Source organism: Cytobacillus sp. ABV4_503 (assembly GCF_056158445.1).
Genome location: NZ_JBSWTH010000001.1, coordinates 3105417 through 3120704, shown reverse-complemented (window position 1 = coordinate 3120704; position 15288 = coordinate 3105417). Strand labels below are relative to the sequence as shown.

Annotated in this window: 14 protein-coding genes and 1 pseudogene; 12 read left to right on the top strand and 3 right to left on the bottom strand. The window is 41.7% G+C overall.

Features of this window, described 5'->3' with window-relative positions; all coding sequences use genetic code 11:
- Positions 1-4 precede the first annotated feature (4 nt).
- The 3 genes from ACXAD1_RS15550 to fbpA all read right to left on the bottom strand — a co-directional run bounded on the left by ACXAD1_RS15550 (position 5) and on the right by fbpA (position 779).
- The gene (locus tag ACXAD1_RS15550) at positions 5-313 is read right to left on the bottom strand and encodes a PadR family transcriptional regulator (protein ID WP_206843332.1); all 309 of its coding nucleotides are present in this window, start codon (positions 311-313) and stop codon (positions 5-7) included.
- Between the two features lie 150 nt (positions 314-463).
- Positions 464-601 (bottom strand): hypothetical protein, encoded by a 138-nt coding sequence (locus tag ACXAD1_RS15545; RefSeq protein ID WP_166672445.1) that lies wholly within the window; start codon positions 599-601, stop codon positions 464-466.
- A gap of 13 nt (positions 602-614) precedes the next feature.
- Entirely contained in the window at positions 615-779 is a 165-nt protein-coding gene (gene fbpA / locus ACXAD1_RS15540; protein WP_206843343.1) for a Fur-regulated basic protein FbpA, read from the bottom strand.
- A 183-nt stretch (positions 780-962) separates the two neighbouring features.
- Here fbpA and ACXAD1_RS15535 point away from each other — a divergent pair, with 183 nt between their 5' ends.
- From ACXAD1_RS15535 to ACXAD1_RS15480, 12 genes and pseudogenes are all read left to right on the top strand, one after another.
- Positions 963-1286 carry a MerR family transcriptional regulator gene (locus ACXAD1_RS15535; protein WP_206843345.1) on the top strand — a complete coding sequence of 108 codons (324 nt, stop codon included), beginning with the start codon at positions 963-965 and terminating at the stop codon, positions 1284-1286.
- Positions 1287-1489: 203 nt separating this feature from the next.
- Positions 1490-2242 (top strand): threonine/serine exporter family protein, encoded by a 753-nt coding sequence (locus ACXAD1_RS15530; protein WP_206843347.1) that lies wholly within the window; start codon positions 1490-1492, stop codon positions 2240-2242.
- 24 nt (positions 2243-2266) lie between these two features.
- The gene (locus ACXAD1_RS15525) at positions 2267-2710 is read left to right on the top strand and encodes a threonine/serine exporter family protein (protein ID WP_206843349.1); all 444 of its coding nucleotides are present in this window, start codon (positions 2267-2269) and stop codon (positions 2708-2710) included.
- A 171-nt stretch (positions 2711-2881) separates the two neighbouring features.
- A pseudogene (locus tag ACXAD1_RS15520) lies at positions 2882-4596 on the top strand (ABC transporter ATP-binding protein).
- Positions 4597-4923: 327 nt separating this feature from the next.
- Positions 4924-6663, top strand: coding sequence for a serine hydrolase domain-containing protein (locus ACXAD1_RS15515; RefSeq protein ID WP_474910537.1), 1740 nt, complete (start codon positions 4924-4926; stop codon positions 6661-6663).
- 69 nt (positions 6664-6732) lie between these two features.
- Positions 6733-8847, top strand: a complete 2115-nt coding sequence (locus tag ACXAD1_RS15510) for a glycoside hydrolase family 3 protein (protein WP_474911320.1) — start codon at positions 6733-6735, stop codon at positions 8845-8847.
- 90 nt (positions 8848-8937) lie between these two features.
- The gene (locus ACXAD1_RS15505) at positions 8938-10197 is read left to right on the top strand and encodes an exo-beta-N-acetylmuramidase NamZ family protein (RefSeq protein WP_474910536.1); all 1260 of its coding nucleotides are present in this window, start codon (positions 8938-8940) and stop codon (positions 10195-10197) included.
- 147 nt (positions 10198-10344) lie between these two features.
- Positions 10345-11724: an N-acetylglucosamine-specific PTS transporter subunit IIBC gene (gene nagE, locus ACXAD1_RS15500; RefSeq protein ID WP_474910535.1), complete on the top strand. Its 1380-nt coding sequence runs from the start codon at positions 10345-10347 to the stop codon at positions 11722-11724.
- A 473-nt stretch (positions 11725-12197) separates the two neighbouring features.
- On the top strand, positions 12198-12605 hold the full coding sequence (locus ACXAD1_RS15495; protein ID WP_474910534.1) for a hypothetical protein: 408 nt from the start codon (positions 12198-12200) through the stop codon (positions 12603-12605).
- 247 nt (positions 12606-12852) lie between these two features.
- Complete coding sequence (locus ACXAD1_RS15490) at positions 12853-13728, top strand: carbon-nitrogen hydrolase family protein (RefSeq protein WP_206843365.1); 876 nt, start codon at positions 12853-12855, stop codon at positions 13726-13728.
- A gap of 3 nt (positions 13729-13731) precedes the next feature.
- On the top strand, positions 13732-14400 hold the full coding sequence (locus ACXAD1_RS15485) for a GNAT family N-acetyltransferase (RefSeq protein ID WP_474910533.1): 669 nt from the start codon (positions 13732-13734) through the stop codon (positions 14398-14400).
- Between the two features lie 20 nt (positions 14401-14420).
- Positions 14421-15092: a GNAT family N-acetyltransferase gene (locus ACXAD1_RS15480; RefSeq protein ID WP_474910532.1), complete on the top strand. Its 672-nt coding sequence runs from the start codon at positions 14421-14423 to the stop codon at positions 15090-15092.
- The last annotated feature ends 196 nt before the right edge of the window (positions 15093-15288 follow it).

Here is a 15288-nt window from a genome sequence, read left to right as displayed (position 1 = left end):
TCCTTTAATCTTTAATCTCTTTAAAAAGCTCATAAGCTTTTTTTCTGGCTTCCTCCAGGACCGTAATTCCTTTTTCTGTTGCAGTGTAATATTTTCGGATTCGGCCATCTACATTTTTCTTCTCCTGATGGAGCAGCCCGTCTGACTCCATTGAATGCAGGATAGGATACAATGTTCCGGAACTGATGCTATATCCATGCTCTTTCAGCTCTTCCACCATCCAAGCGCCGAATACAGGGTGCTCCTTTGCATGGTGAAGAATATGGATTTGAATAAACCCCAGGAACAGCTTGCGCAATATTTTATCTTCCAAGCAAATGCCTCCCTTATTAATTTCGAAAATCGATATCGGAATTCGATAATTGGATGATACCAAAATAAACATGATAAGAAAAGGGGGAATTATTAATTTACAAAACTTTAACATTGACATAAAAAAGAACGCTCTTCCAAGCGTTCCATATTAACTATTCTGTTCATTTCTTAAAATTTCATAAGCATGATCACCGGCTGCTGCCGTTAAACTTTCCCACAGCTGATCGCGCAGTAAATCGAGTTCAATAATTCTTCTTGCCAAATCTATTGTATTTTTTGTTTCCATAAAGGCCCCCTGGTTAATAACGGCTTCGATTGCTGTGTTTTTTAAATATAACCTCAAGTTCTGTTAGGGTCAGCTTTTGCAGAGCCGGTTCAGAATGCTGATATTCGCTTCCTGATTTGACCAGCAGATCGATTAGATATTGCCGTTTTTTTTCAATGGCTTTCCGTAAATATTGCATTTTCTATCTCCTCTTTTCTTTAATGTTTTTGTTTATTCTAAAAGAAATTCAGCTCTTATTCAGTTATTATGTTAAGTTTTCTTACATTGTTTTTGCTGCTTTGTAAGATTTTCTGACAGGAATAATGAAAAAATTTGAAAGATTAGTATAATGAAAGAAATTGGTTAGATTGAGGTGACATGATTGGAAAGAGAAACATCCTATAAAACCAGAAAAGTCATTTCGATTGGGACGGTCAGCGAACTGACAGGACTTAGCGAACGCCAGATTCGATACTACGAAGAGAGGAAATTGATTTTCCCTGAAAGATCAGAACGCGGGAGCAGGAAATATTCTTTTCTCGATGTAGAGACTCTCATCGACATAGCCAACAAAAGGGAGGAGGGAGTCCGAACGGAGGAAATCCGCTCGGAATTAAAAAGGAAAAAGAAAAAAGACGATCAGGCATCACGTTCAAAAATGATTCAGGGTCAGCTAAATGCTCAGTTTGGAATACGGAAGAAATAATGGGAAAGTGATTATTCTGTAAGGGATAATCGCTTTTTTTATTCAATTTCTATACTGCCTTATAAAATAATGCAGACTAGGTTTACGAAACATTTTTATATAAATTTTAGACAAAAGGTCTTTCATTCGTTTATCATTTCCGTTAAGATGTAACCCTATATAAGAGGGTTTTTAAATTTTAGATTAATAAAGCAGGTGAAAGAATGGGGAAAGAATTCCCTCCAACAATAGAAGTAATTGAGATATGTTTGCTTGCGGGGAAAATCATGCTTCAGGGCGGTGCAGAAACGTATCGGGTAGAGGACACAATGACCAGGATTGCAGCCTCCCTGGGTATTCCGCATTCACATAGCTATGTGACGCCAACTGGAATCATATTTTCAACGGATGGAACTGAACCGGCAAAGCTGATTCGGATTTCAGAACGGTCAACGGATTTGTACAAAGTGACATTAGTGAACGGAGTTTCACGCAAGATCAGCAGCGGTGAACTGGATGGACAGGAAGCCCTGGCAAGGCTGAAGGAAATTGAAAGTGCCGACTATACTTTCCCTGTTTATCAGCAGATTCTTGCAGCCTCCATTGCAAGCGGCTGCTTTTTAATTATGTTCCTTGGAAGCTGGACAGATTTTATTCCAGCCATGATTGCAGGCGGGCTGGGGTTTGTTTCTTTTATATACGTACATAGGGTGGTCCACATAAAATTTTTCTCTGAATTTATTGCTTCATTATTAATTGGCCTTATCGCATATTTCTTTGTGTACACGGGAGCGGGAACAGAACTTGATAAGATTATCATTGGTTCAGTAATGCCGCTCGTTCCGGGCCTGCTGATAACAAATGCAGTAAGGGACTTAATGGCCGGGCACCTTGTTTCTGGTCTGTCAAAAGGGGCTGAAGCCTTTTTGACGGCATTTGCCATTGGAGCTGGGATTGCTCTTGTATTCACTTTCTAAATGCATGAGCGGAGGAATATGCGTATGTTTATGTTGACACATATGATGACAAGCTTTATTGCTTCAGCAGGGTTCGGAGTGCTTTTCAATGCCCCGAAAAAATCGCTGCTGAAATGCGGGTTTGTCGGGATGGTTGGCTGGTTTGTTTATATTTTGCTTGTCAATTGGCAGTACGATGCTGTCATTTCGTCACTAATCGCAGCTTTTACCATTGCTGTAATCAGCCAGATTTTTGCCAAAATGTATAAAACACCTATCATTATTTTCAGTGTTGCCGGCATCATTCCACTGGTCCCAGGAGGGATTGCTTATGATGCAATGCGGAATTTTGTTGAAAATGATTATAATACGGCAATTCAGCTGGCCGCGAAGGCGTTCATGATATCCGGGGCAATCGCAGTCGGGCTTGTCATTTCAGAGGTAATCAATCAAATGATCCGCAAAGTTCAGTTTAAATCAAGAATCTAAATTGCAGGGAAGAATTATTACATCAGCCTTGTTTAGGAATTAAGCCGTAATATCTCCTCTAAATTATCAGACTCGTTCCAGAAATAAATAGGGACGGGTTTTTCTTGTAATAAATTCCTGGTGAATTTATAATCCTATTATGTTTGATTTTTTCAGAAAAAGGAGAATATGATGATCCGACGGTTTTTTAGCTACTATAAGCCACATAAGCGCCTATTCATTCTTGATTTTAGTTCGGCGGTATTCGTGGCAATTCTTGAATTGGGCTTTCCGCTTGCGGTTCAGTGGTTTATCGACAGCCTGCTTCCAAGCGGGAATTGGTCCATGATTGTATCCGTAAGTGCCGGCCTGCTTGCTCTTTATTTGACCAGCACACTACTGCAGTTTGTTGTTAACTATTGGGGACACAAGCTGGGCATCAACATCGAAACAGATATGCGGCAGCAGCTTTTCAGCACGTTCAAAGGCAGTCTTTCCGCTTCTTCGATAATACCAAAACAGGGCACATTATGAGCCGGGTGACAAATGATCTTATGGATATCGGAGAGCTCGCCCATCACGGCCCGGAGGATTTGTTTATTGCGGTCATGACGTTTGTGGGTGCATTCTGGATCATGCTGACGATCAATGTAAAGCTCGCCCTTGTAACGATATTTGTTCTCCCGTTTCTTGTATGGCTGATTACATTCTGCAATATTAAAATGAACAAAGCATGGAAAAGGATGTACGGTGAAATTGCCGATGTGAACGCCCAGGTTGAGGATAGTGTATCTGGAGTGCGTGTAGTTCAGTCTTTTACAAATGAAGCCTATGAGATTAAAAGATTTAGAGAAAACAATGGCAGATTCCGTCTTGCCAAGCTTGCAGCATATAAGATTATGAGCTTCAGTGCTTCCGGAGTCTATATGCTGACCAGATTAGTTACGCTGATTGTTCTTGTATACGGCTCCTGGCTGAGCTTCAATGGGCAGCTATCATATGGAGAATTGGTCGGATTTGTGCTCTATGTGAATGTACTCTTAAAACCGATTGATAAAATTAGCGCCCTTATGGAACTGTACCCAAAAGGAATGGCTGGTTTCAAACGCTTTTTGGAAATCATTGATACTGAGCCGGAGATAGAGGATGCAAAAGATGCCATTGAGGTTGAATCCTTAAGGGGTGATATCCGCTTTCAAGATGTAGCATTTAGTTATGACAAGCATAAATCTGTGCTTGAGGGGATTCACCTTCAAATAAAAGCAGGTGAAACAGTTGCTTTTGTTGGACCTTCAGGTGCCGGAAAGACAACGATTTGCTCTTTGATTCCACGCTTTTATGATGTAAATAGCGGAAGCATTAAGATCGATGGCATGGATATCAGGGATATGACGAAAAAATCACTGAGATCGCAAATCGGCATTGTCCAGCAGGATGTTTTCCTGTTTACCGGTACCCTGAAAGAAAATATAGCTTACGGAATGCTTGGGGCAACAGATGAGCAAATTGCTGAAGCTGCTAAAAAAGCTCACCTGCAGGATTTCATTGCATCTCTTCCGGATGGCTGCGAAACACAAATTGGGGAACGGGGATTAAAGCTGTCCGGTGGACAAAAACAGCGAATTGCCATTGCGAGAATGTTCCTGAAAAATCCGCCAATTCTGATTCTGGATGAAGCAACTTCGGCATTGGATACAGAAACCGAACAGATTATTCAAACGGCGTTGAATGAGCTTGCCGTAAACCGCACCACACTTGTGATTGCTCACAGGCTCGCAACCATTCGCAATGCAGACAGGGTGGTGGTTGTCACAGAAGACGGCATTGCCGAAGAAGGTACACATGATGAGTTAATAGAACAGGGCGGGATCTTCGCAGGTCTCCATAATGTGCAAGTCCAAAGATAAAGCAGAATCCGTAATGGATTCTGCTTTTTTGTCTAAATGGTGACCTCTGCAAAATACTGTTTCATCAAACTAACCTGGAAAAGATATTAGAAACTGGCAAACAAGCATTCATTTTTAACAAACAATGCCGGGAAATCTGCAAACAATTCATGAGAGCCAATAAATAAAAGCGTAATTTTCAGAACAGTCAAAAAGAACTATCGATTTAGTCAAAAATATGGAAGTTTTTAACTAGAACAGGACTTATGTGGTATAGACAACTATACTCTATCTCTATTAATCTTACAGTATGTAAACCCTTTCAAACATAAAGGAGGTTATTGGCTGATGAAAGTTCATAAAATTAAAGGAGGCAGTATGAAAAATAAAACCAAGCTTGTTGTGCTATCTGCAGCACTTAGCACATCACTCTTTATTCCGGCAGCATATCCGGCATCTGCGCAGGGCGCGGAAGGAGTTAAGCCAACGATGGAAATGAAGAATCATAAAGATGTGAAACACAAAATTCATCCGATTTTTTCGTGGGATCGCCCTGGGCCGATTTCTCCTATTCTTCATCCAGGTTCAGCGGCGGGAGCTGGAATGGTTCAGCAGCCGCTCAATGAAATCGATCCATTAATGGAAGAGATGATTTCAGAGGGAGTCATGCCGGGTGCTGTTACATTTGTCGCAAGACGGGGCCATATTGTCAAACATGATGCATACGGATATTCCTACCGCTATACGGATGATAAATTCACTGAAGCGCAGAATCCGATTGAAATGACGGAAGATACTATCTTTGATCTGGCTTCAATCAGTAAAATTTTTACAACGACTGCTGCGATGATATTGTATGATGAAGGCCGCTTTCAACTGGATGATCCTGTTGCGAAATATATCCCCGAGTTTGCGGAAAACGGCAAGGAAAATGTAACGATTCGCCAGCTGATGACACATACTTCAGGATTTACTGCATGGATTCCTTTATATTCACAAGGGAGCAGCAGAGACGATCGCATGCAAATCGTTTTTAAACATCCATTAGCCACTGAACCAGGCGAAGCGTATACATACAGCGATTTAAATATGATTACGCTCGGCGCAATAATCGAACGCTTGTCAGGACAAAGTCTGGATGAGTTTGTGAAAAAACGCATAACCAACCCCCTCGGTATGAAGGATACGATGTATAATCCTCCTGAATCTTTAAAACAGCGGATTGCAGCCACGGAATACCAGCCTGCTATCGGCAGGGGTCTTGTCTGGGGGGAAGTTCATGATGAAAATGCCTGGTCCCTTGATGGTGTTGCCGGACATGCAGGTGTCTTTTCCACTGCATCCGATCTTGCTAAACTTGCCCATATGTATGTGAATGACGGGCGTTATGGCGGCAAGCGGATTTTAAAGGAAGAGACGGTGAAAATGCTGATTCAAAACCAGATTCCTCAATTTCCTGGTGATGATCATGGCCTTGGCTGGGAGCTTGGTCAGGGATGGTTCATGGATGCCTTATCAGAGGGAACTTCACTTGGGCATACAGGGTACACTGGAACATCCATTGTAATAAACCGGAATAATGGCACGATTGCGATTCTCTTAACAAATCGGGTCCATCCAACCAGAAATACAGTTACAACAAATATTGCAAGGCGGGCATTTGCAAGACAGGTAGCAGATTCCATTCCTGTTGCAATACCTGGAAAAGGAGATGCCTGGTTCTCAGGATATGGAGATAAAATTCAGCATAATTTAACGGCTAAAGTGGATCTCAATGAAGAAGCAGTCCTGTCGTTTGATACCTGGTACAGAACTGAAACCAATGCGGATATGGCCTTTGTTGAGGTATCAGAGGATGGCATCAATTGGACACAGGCTGCCCAGCCATTAACAGGCAGCAGCATTGATTGGAAGAAGGAAAAACTAACGATTCCTGCAGGAACCTCTCACATTCGATTCCGATACCAGACAGACAGTACAGTAAACGGCAGAGGCTGGTATGTTGATAATGTAAAACTCATATTTTCAGATGGCCAAAAAGTGACGCCTTCCTTCTCAGGAAACGGGTGGAAAAAAAGAAATTACTAGCATTCGATTTTTTAGTGAAAAGTAAGCTTAAGTGCATATGAAATTAATGCAGTAAGGACGGTGGAAGAAATGGTTAAAGCCCGCAAAGTAATGTTCATTTCCCTTCTCGCAATTACACTTGCCGTTTCACAGTTATCGATCGCAGGAACATTGAAAAAAGCATCAGCAGAAAGTGCAGCAAAGGATTTAATCATCCTGCAGAATGTGCCTGAGGCCAGTACAGAGATTAGTGGAGATACTTTTCGATTAAAGGCTCTTCATGTATTTAAGGAAGGACATTTCGTTGGAGTTTCAGATGGTGTGAAATGGAAATCTTCCAATAAAAATGTTGCAGCAGTTGATCAGTCGGGGAATATCACCTTAATGGGGAAACCCGGAAAAACCTTCATCAGTGTAACGGATGGAGTATATAAGGACCGTATTGCACTTCAAATAAAACCTGACGGCAAAAAGGGCAGCAAAGGCAAGCCAGCTTTTAAAGTGAAAATCATTAAGGAGCATGGGAAACAGTATGATCTCATTAGCCGGGCAGTGAAAAACATGTCCATTGAAGAGAAGGTCGGCCAGATGCTGATGCCGGATTTCCGCACCTGGAAGGGAAAAAATGTCACTGAAATGCTGCCAGAAATTGAGAAGCTGGTGAAAGATTATCATCTTGGCGGAGTTATATTATTCCGTGAAAATGTAGTGACAACAGAACAGACAGCCACACTGGTTTCAGACTATCAGAAAGCTGCCGATAAATTCGGCTTATTGATGACGATTGACCAGGAAGGCGGAATTGTTACACGTCTTCAATCAGGAACGGACATGCCTGGCAATATGGCTTTAGGGGCTGCACGTTCTGAAGAAATTTCCCGCAAGGTCGGCAAGGCGATTGGAGAGGAGCTTGCATCACTCGGCATTAATATGAACTTTGCACCTGTCATGGATGTAAATAATAATCCCGACAATCCGGTAATTGGCGTTCGTTCATTTGGTGAGGACCCGCAGCTTGTCGCTGACATGGGTGTTGCTTATACAGAAGGATTGCAATCAGCAGGTGTTGCCGCAACTGCAAAGCATTTTCCCGGACATGGAGATACAGCAGTGGACTCACATCTTGGATTGCCTGAAGTACCACATGACAAAGATCGCCTAAAAGAAGTTGAACTTTATCCTTTCCAAAAGGGAATGGAAGCAGGGATTGATGCCATCATGACAGCACATGTTACCTTCCCTAAGATTGATGATACAAAAGCAATCTCGAAAAAAACGGGTGAAGAAATTGCAGTTCCGGCCACTCTTTCCCATAAAGTGCTGACTGAACTTATGAGAGAAGAAATGGGCTATGATGGTGTTATTACAACAGACGCAATGAATATGAATGCCATCGCAGAACATTTTGGACCAGTTGACGCGGCTATTAGAGCAGTTAAAGCTGGAACAGATATTGTCCTAATGCCTGTTGGACTTCAAGAAGTTGCAGAAGGGCTATTGAAAGCGGCGGAGAATGGAGAAATTTCAGAAAAACGCATTGATTCATCAGTTGAACGAATCTTAACACTGAAAATAAAGCGGGGAATTATTAAAGAAGAGACACCACAGCCGATTGATGAAAAAATTGCAAACGCACTTGAGATTGTTGGATCAGAAGAACATAAACAAATAGAAAAAGAAGCAGCTGAACGTTCAGTCACACTGGTAAAGAATGATAAAGATGCACTGCCGCTGCAATTATCTTCTGAAGATCATATTGTCGTTGTCGGCAATACGTATATTGCAGACTTAAAAAACGCAATCAGCAAGTTTCATGCAAACACAACGGTCATCCAGACCTCAAGCTATGCATTAACGGAAGAGCAGAAGCAGCTAATCAGGAAAGCCAGTGCTGTAATTGTTGGCTCCTATACGTTTAATGTATCAGGCCGCTCACCTGACAGCGCGCAGATGAAAATGGTTAATTCCATCGTCGCTGAGTCAGAAGCCCCGGTCATTGCGGTTGGCATCCGTAACCCATATGACATCATGGCCTATCCGGAGGTTGATGCATACATTGCACAATACGGATTCAGAGCTGCGAGCTTTGATGCATCTGCAGGTGTTGTTTTTGGCCAGGTTAATCCTTCAGGTAAATTGCCTGTAACAATTCCGGGTACAGATGGCAGTGTTTTATATGAATTTGGCCATGGATTGAGCTATTAGGCACACTGCTATTTTTGAAAAGGAAAGGGTACGGGCAGCAGCCCCGGGGTTTTGCCCGTACCTCTTTCTTAACCAAGGAGGGAAAATATAATGAAGAAATGGCTCATGGCATTTTTGACAATGATTCTCGTACTCTCTTCTTTAACTGTTGTGCTTGCAGATAACGGCAATGGAAAAGGAAAAGGCAAGAAAAAGAAATTCGAGCTTGGTGTTGAAGTTCTTTTAGATGATAAAAAGGATCTCATAGAAGGAAAAAGAGTTGGTTTAATTACAAACCCTACTGGGGTCGACCAGAATTTAAACAGTATTGTCGATATTCTGCACAAAGATCCTGACGTGGAATTAACAGCTTTATATGGTCCGGAGCATGGAGTCCGCGGAAGTGCACAGGCAGGAGAATACGTTGAGTATTATATAGATGAAAAGACAGGGCTTCCTGTTTACAGTTTATATGGAAAAACCAAGAAGCCTACACCTGAAATGCTGGAGAATATCGACGTGCTCCTGTTTGATATTCAAGATGTTGGAACACGTTTTTACACGTATATTTACACAATGGCATATGCGATGGAAGCAGCAAAAGAAAACAATATCCCTTTCATCGTGCTGGACAGGCCAAATCCTCAAGGTGGAACAAAGGTTGAAGGGCCAGTGCTTGATATGAAGTATTCCTCATTTGTGGGGAATTACCCGATCCCGCTCCGGCATGGGATGACTGTAGGTGAGCTGGCTGAATTATTCAATGAAGAGTTCGAAATTGGTGCAGATTTGACTGTTGTCAAAATGAATGGCTGGAAGCGCAATATGTATTACGATGACACCAGCCTTCCGTTTGTCATGCCGTCTCCTAATATGCCAACGCTGGATACAGCTTTAGTATATCCGGGAGCTGCTTTGATTGAAGGGACGAATGTTTCTGAGGGACGTGGAACAACGAAGCCGTTTGAATTAATTGGTGCTCCATTTATCAATGCCGATGACCTGGCTGGACATTTGAACAGTCTTAATCTTCCGGGGGTAACCTTTAGAGCTGCTTCGTTTACACCAAGCTTCTCTAAGCATGCAGGGCAGCTTTCCCATGGGATTCAGATTCATGTTACTCATCGCGATGCGTTCAAGCCTGTCGAGACAGGACTTCACATCGTGAAGGCAATCCATGATATGTATCCGGAAGACTTCGAATTCCGTGCAGAGAACAGTGCTGGAATTTCATTTTTTGACAACCTGATGGGCAATGGCTGGGTCCGTGAAGCCATTGAGGAAGGGAAGACAGTTGAAGAAATTTCCTCCAAATGGCAGACCGAATTAAAACTATTCAAAAAGACACGTGAAGAATATTTACTCTATTAAACTGGCAGGAAAGAACTTGGCGGCAAAATGCCCCAGGTTCTTTTTTTAATTATTACGCGGGCCGGCATAATACTGATGGCGTCTGGTACTGAATGATAAAGCCTGTTCATAATATGTAATAATCCATGCAGAAAGAGGTGTATAACAATGTTGGGGTTTTTACAAAAGATTGGCAAGTCTTTAATGCTGCCGATTGCAGTCATGCCTGCAGCTGCACTTTTGTTAAGGCTGGGACAGGATGACCTTTTAGGCATTCCGTTTATATCAGCAGCCGGGAATGCGGTCTTTGGACATTTGGCACTTTTGTTTGCCATAGGGATTGCCATCGGTTTTTCTAAGGATGGCAGCGGGGCAGCTGCCCTTGCCGGCGCAGTGGGGTATTTTGTTCTGACTGAAGGTGCCGCAGCAATAAACGAAACGGTCAATATGGGTGTTTTTGGTGGAATCATTTCCGGTATTATTGCAGGGCTATTATACAATAAATATCATGATATTAAGCTGCCGGAATGGCTTGGTTTCTTTGGAGGAAAACGGTTTGTGCCGATTATCACATCACTTGTTATGATTGTCATTGCATTTTTGTTCGGGTATGTGTGGCCGCCGGTCCAGGCAGTCATTAATGGTGTGGGCGATTGGATTATTGGTGCAGGTGCTGCAGGTGTTGGAGTCTTCGGATTCTTGAACCGATTATTAATTCCTGTTGGGCTCCACCATATTTTGAACACGCTTGTCTGGTTTGAGTTTGGTGAGTTTACCAATGCAGCCGGGGATGTCATTAAAGGGGACTTATGGCGCTTCCTTGCTAAAGATCCATCAGCAGGAATTTTCATGACAGGGTTCTTCCCGATCATGATGTTTGGACTGCCGGGTGCTGCTTTTGCTATGGTTGCCACTGCTAGAAAGGAAAGAAGGAAAGCGGTTGCCGGGGCGATGGCAGGTCTAGCATTTACTTCCTTTCTGACCGGTATTACAGAGCCGATTGAATTCTTATTTATGTTTTTATCACCAGTTTTATATTTAATTCATGCTCTTTTAACAGGTCTGGCTATGTCCATCTCCTATGCCCTTGATATTCATCATGGTTTCGGGTTCTCTGCAGGCGCCCTGGATTACATCCTAAACTTCGGCATTGCCCAGAAGCCAGTGCTGCTTGCGGGAATAGGTCTCCTTTATGGTCTTCTGTATTTTGTGGTTTTCTATTTCCTGATCAAGAAACTGGATTTAAAAACGCCGGGAAGGGAAGATGAAATTGAAGGTGAATTCCAAGATAATTATGCTGTTAAAGGCAATTATGCCGAAGCAGCAAATGCCTATTTGATGGCTTTGGGCGGTATAGAAAATCTCGAAGAAATTGATAACTGCGTGACCCGTCTTCGTTTAAAGGTGAAAGATATAGCGCTGGTTGATGAAGGGCATTTAAAACAGATTGGGGCAAAAGGAGTAATAAAGCTCAGCAAAACCAGTCTTCAGGTAATAGTTGGAACGGATGTAGAGTTCCTTTCAAATGAAATGAAGAAGAAACTATAAAATTTGTAATCTGGCTCTGTTGAAGGGCCGGATTTTTTATTCTCGTATGGTGGTGACTGGACAAGAGCCAATTTTTGCTGGCTCGGGATGTTTGTTTAAGCATGTCCATATTTGGAACATACGATAACAGCGTAAGGGTACCCTTATTAATTGAATAAAAAGGGGGGATATCACTATGGTAGGACCATTAACGGGGTTAATTGTGTTTGCTTTAGCATTCTTATTGCTTTTAGCAAGCATTTTCGCACCGAGATTGACAGGGAAAATTAGAGATGCAATTTGTCGGCTTTTAGAATGTCAAGCTCCTTGCGCACAATAATATAAAAGAATTTGAGTCCGTTTGAAACCCTGGTGAACGTCCAGGGTTTTTTAAATGGGTGTCCCTCAATTTCTGCTTTTACTGTATGTTTGTCCATTCCACTTATTGAGATTATACATAGTATAGGATAGAAACTAAGAAAGGCGGTCTGATTATGGTTGATAATAATGAAGGGAAAGGTGCATTAGAGGATTCAGAAAATCTGGAAAAGCTAGCTGCTAAACTGCTGAAAGACCAGACTATAGATTTTACTTCATTATTCAGTTTGGCCAGTAAAATAATTCAAGATGATTCTATAATGAATCTGTCAGAAGGTTTAAGAGAGATGCAAGAGGATGATGCAGTAAGTGAAGAGAATATCGAACTTGAAGATATAGAAGCATTAAGGAAACAAATGGCATCACTGAAAGCTGACCTGATTTTTATGAAAAGAGAGATAAGTGAATTAAAGGAACAAAATGCATCGCTAATAGGCATTTATATGAGGTTAATAAAAGCTGCAAATCAAGACTTTAAAAAAGGTGTCGGGCTTATTGCAGAAATAAGCAAGTTATTAAAATAAGGACTTAAAGCATTGCTTTGACGAGTAATGCTTTTTTAATATTTTATTTTATTTCCAATTCGGACTATTAGTCTATTAGCTGGAGTAAAAAAAATCGTAAAAGTATTGTTTGTTATCTTAAATAGTATTAATTAAAAAATTTCGCATTCCGATAAAAAAAGTATTGTGCAATGAAGGAAAATCATTGATAATCTTTTAAAGATAGAGTGATACTCATCTATACATTTTTCTGATGAGGGGGAGTACATTGAAAATTCGTGTATCCGCTGTGCAGTATCATCTGCACACCATTCGTTCATTTGAAGAGTTTGCCATGCAATGTGAGCATTACATTAAAACTGCCCAGGAGTTCGGAACGGAGTTTGTCTTATTTCCTGAATTTTTTACCACACAGCTTTTGTCCATTGGAAGTGAGCAGGGAACAAGTCTGACGATTAACGAACTGCCTGGTTTCACCGATCAGTATAAAACGCTATTTTCCAATTTTGCTAAAGATACAAAAATGCATATTATCGGCGGTACACACGTTATTAATAAAGATGGCCGTCTTTATAATGTCGCTCATTTATTTTATCCGGATGGCAGGGTTGAAGAGCAGGCAAAACTGCATATAACTCCTACTGAAGTCCATGAGTGGAATATGTCGCCTGGCGAAGGCCTCCGTGTATTTAATACAGATAAAGGCAGAATAGCCATCCTGACATGCTATGACATTGAGTTTCCGGAAATCGTCCGTATGGCTAAAGCAAAAGGAGCAGATGTTATTTTCTGTCCTTCCTGCACGGATGACCGGCATGGTTTCCACCGTGTCCGTTATACAAGCCATGCTAGAGCTATTGAGAATCAGGTTTATGTTGTGGTCACAGGAACAATTGGTTCCCTGCCTACTGTCGACTTTATGCGTGCCAATTTCGGCCAGGCAGCTGTCATTACACCAAATGATATTCCATTTCCGCCAAAGGGGATTATGGTGGAAGGCGAGTTGAATGACGATATGATTGTGACTGCCGATCTTGACCTTAGCCTTTTATATGAAGTCCGCGAACGAGGCTCTGTTACGACTTGGCGCGACCGCAGAACAGATCTGTATGTAGACTGGGAAAAAGAAAATATCGAAGGCTGAAAAATGTCATATAGAAGCGAATTTTATGTGTTTGACGGGGATAAGCCGGTTCCGGCTGTAATCAGGAATTATACTAAAGCGGATTTTGATCAGTTAATTGACATTCAGGCAGAATGCTTTCCGCCCCCTTTTCCTTCAGATTTATGGTGGAATAAGGAGCAATTGACTAACCATGTGGAGCTCTTTCCGGATGGTGCACTTTGCATCGAAGTTGAAGGAGTATTAGCAGGGTCTTTAACCGGGCTGATTGTTGATTTTGACCCTTCACACCCGGAGCATACATGGGAAGAAATAACAGACAGCGGCTATATTCGCAATCATAGTCCTCAAGGCAACACACTATATATTGTTGATATAAGTGTCCGCCCCAAGTTCCGAAAACTTGGGCTGGGCAAATTAATGATGCAGGCTATGTATCAGGTTGTCATAAACTTAGGTCTCGATCGCTTGCTTGGTGGGGGGCGGATGCCAGGCTACCATAAATTTGCCCATGAATTGTCTGCCCAGGAATATCTTCAGCAATTGATCAATGGGAAAAAGAAAGATCCGGTTATCACTTTTTTGCTGAGGTGCGGCCGAACTCCGCTCACTGTTGCAGAAAATTATTTAGAAGATGAAGAGTCACTTAATTACGGTGCCTTAATGGAGTGGAAGAATCCATTTAAAGTATAAGCGGCAAAGGAGATAGTACATTGGAATATATCAGAATTACGAGTATTCATGATCCGCTCTTTGTTAAAATGCATGAGTTAATGAAAGAAGTCTTTCCTCCTGAAGAAGTACTTGAGTTTGAACTATGGAAGGAACCTCTTGAAGATTCGGGAATTCGTGTGTTTGCGGCTGTTCATGAAGGTGATGTGGTTGGTGCTACCGAATATCGCTACTATCCGGAATGGAATATTGCCATGACTGATTTTACCATCATTGGCCGTCAGGGACTAAGCATTGGCCGTTTCCTTGCAGGAAATCGATCCAAGGATCTGACGGAACTTGCCCGCCAAAACGGTAAAGAGCTATTTGGCATGTTTGCAGAAATTTATGATCCTTATGGGATTGAAGACCATGAATTTGGCGGTGCCAAGCCAATGAACCCATTCGTCCGCCGTGAGGTTTTGTCTCATATGGGCTATAAAAAGCTTGATTTTCCTTATCTTCATCCTTCCTGGAAAAATGATGGGGAAGCAGTTAAAGGACTTGATTTTTGCTTCATGCCATCTGATGAAGAAATCACAGAAATTCATGCTGAATTAGTCATTAATTTCTTAACAGAATATTATTCTGTTTTATCTGCTAAACCGCAGGATTGGTATACCATGATTCAACAGCTGAAAGAAAAAGAGAAAATTTCCCTATTGCCTTTATAAAGCAGAAAGCCCTTGTCTCAAGGGCTTTTTTGCATTTAATGTTTAGCGGACATACTAAAAAGGTAAAGAATATAATGAAATGTTCAAACCGAAAAGAGGGATCCTTTCATGGCATTGAAAAGATTAATAAAAGCATTCATTGTAAAAAACGGTGCTTCATTAGTAAAAAAATATGTTGTTCCGGCTGTAAAAAGAA

Coding starts and splice junctions, on each gene's coding strand:
- fbpA (WP_206843343.1), bottom strand. CDS start 779: ATGCAATATTTACGGAAAGCCATTGAAAAAAAACGGCAATATCTAATC.
- ACXAD1_RS15485 (WP_474910533.1), top strand. CDS start 13,732: ATGTCATATAGAAGCGAATTTTATGTGTTTGACGGGGATAAGCCGGTT.
- ACXAD1_RS15515 (WP_474910537.1), top strand. CDS start 4,924: ATGAAAGTTCATAAAATTAAAGGAGGCAGTATGAAAAATAAAACCAAG.
- ACXAD1_RS15545 (WP_166672445.1), bottom strand. CDS start 601: ATGGAAACAAAAAATACAATAGATTTGGCAAGAAGAATTATTGAACTC.
- ACXAD1_RS15505 (WP_474910536.1), top strand. CDS start 8,938: ATGAAGAAATGGCTCATGGCATTTTTGACAATGATTCTCGTACTCTCT.
- ACXAD1_RS15525 (WP_206843349.1), top strand. CDS start 2,267: ATGTTTATGTTGACACATATGATGACAAGCTTTATTGCTTCAGCAGGG.
- ACXAD1_RS15530 (WP_206843347.1), top strand. CDS start 1,490: ATGGGGAAAGAATTCCCTCCAACAATAGAAGTAATTGAGATATGTTTG.
- ACXAD1_RS15495 (WP_474910534.1), top strand. CDS start 12,198: ATGGTTGATAATAATGAAGGGAAAGGTGCATTAGAGGATTCAGAAAAT.
- nagE (WP_474910535.1), top strand. CDS start 10,345: ATGTTGGGGTTTTTACAAAAGATTGGCAAGTCTTTAATGCTGCCGATT.
- ACXAD1_RS15510 (WP_474911320.1), top strand. CDS start 6,733: ATGGTTAAAGCCCGCAAAGTAATGTTCATTTCCCTTCTCGCAATTACA.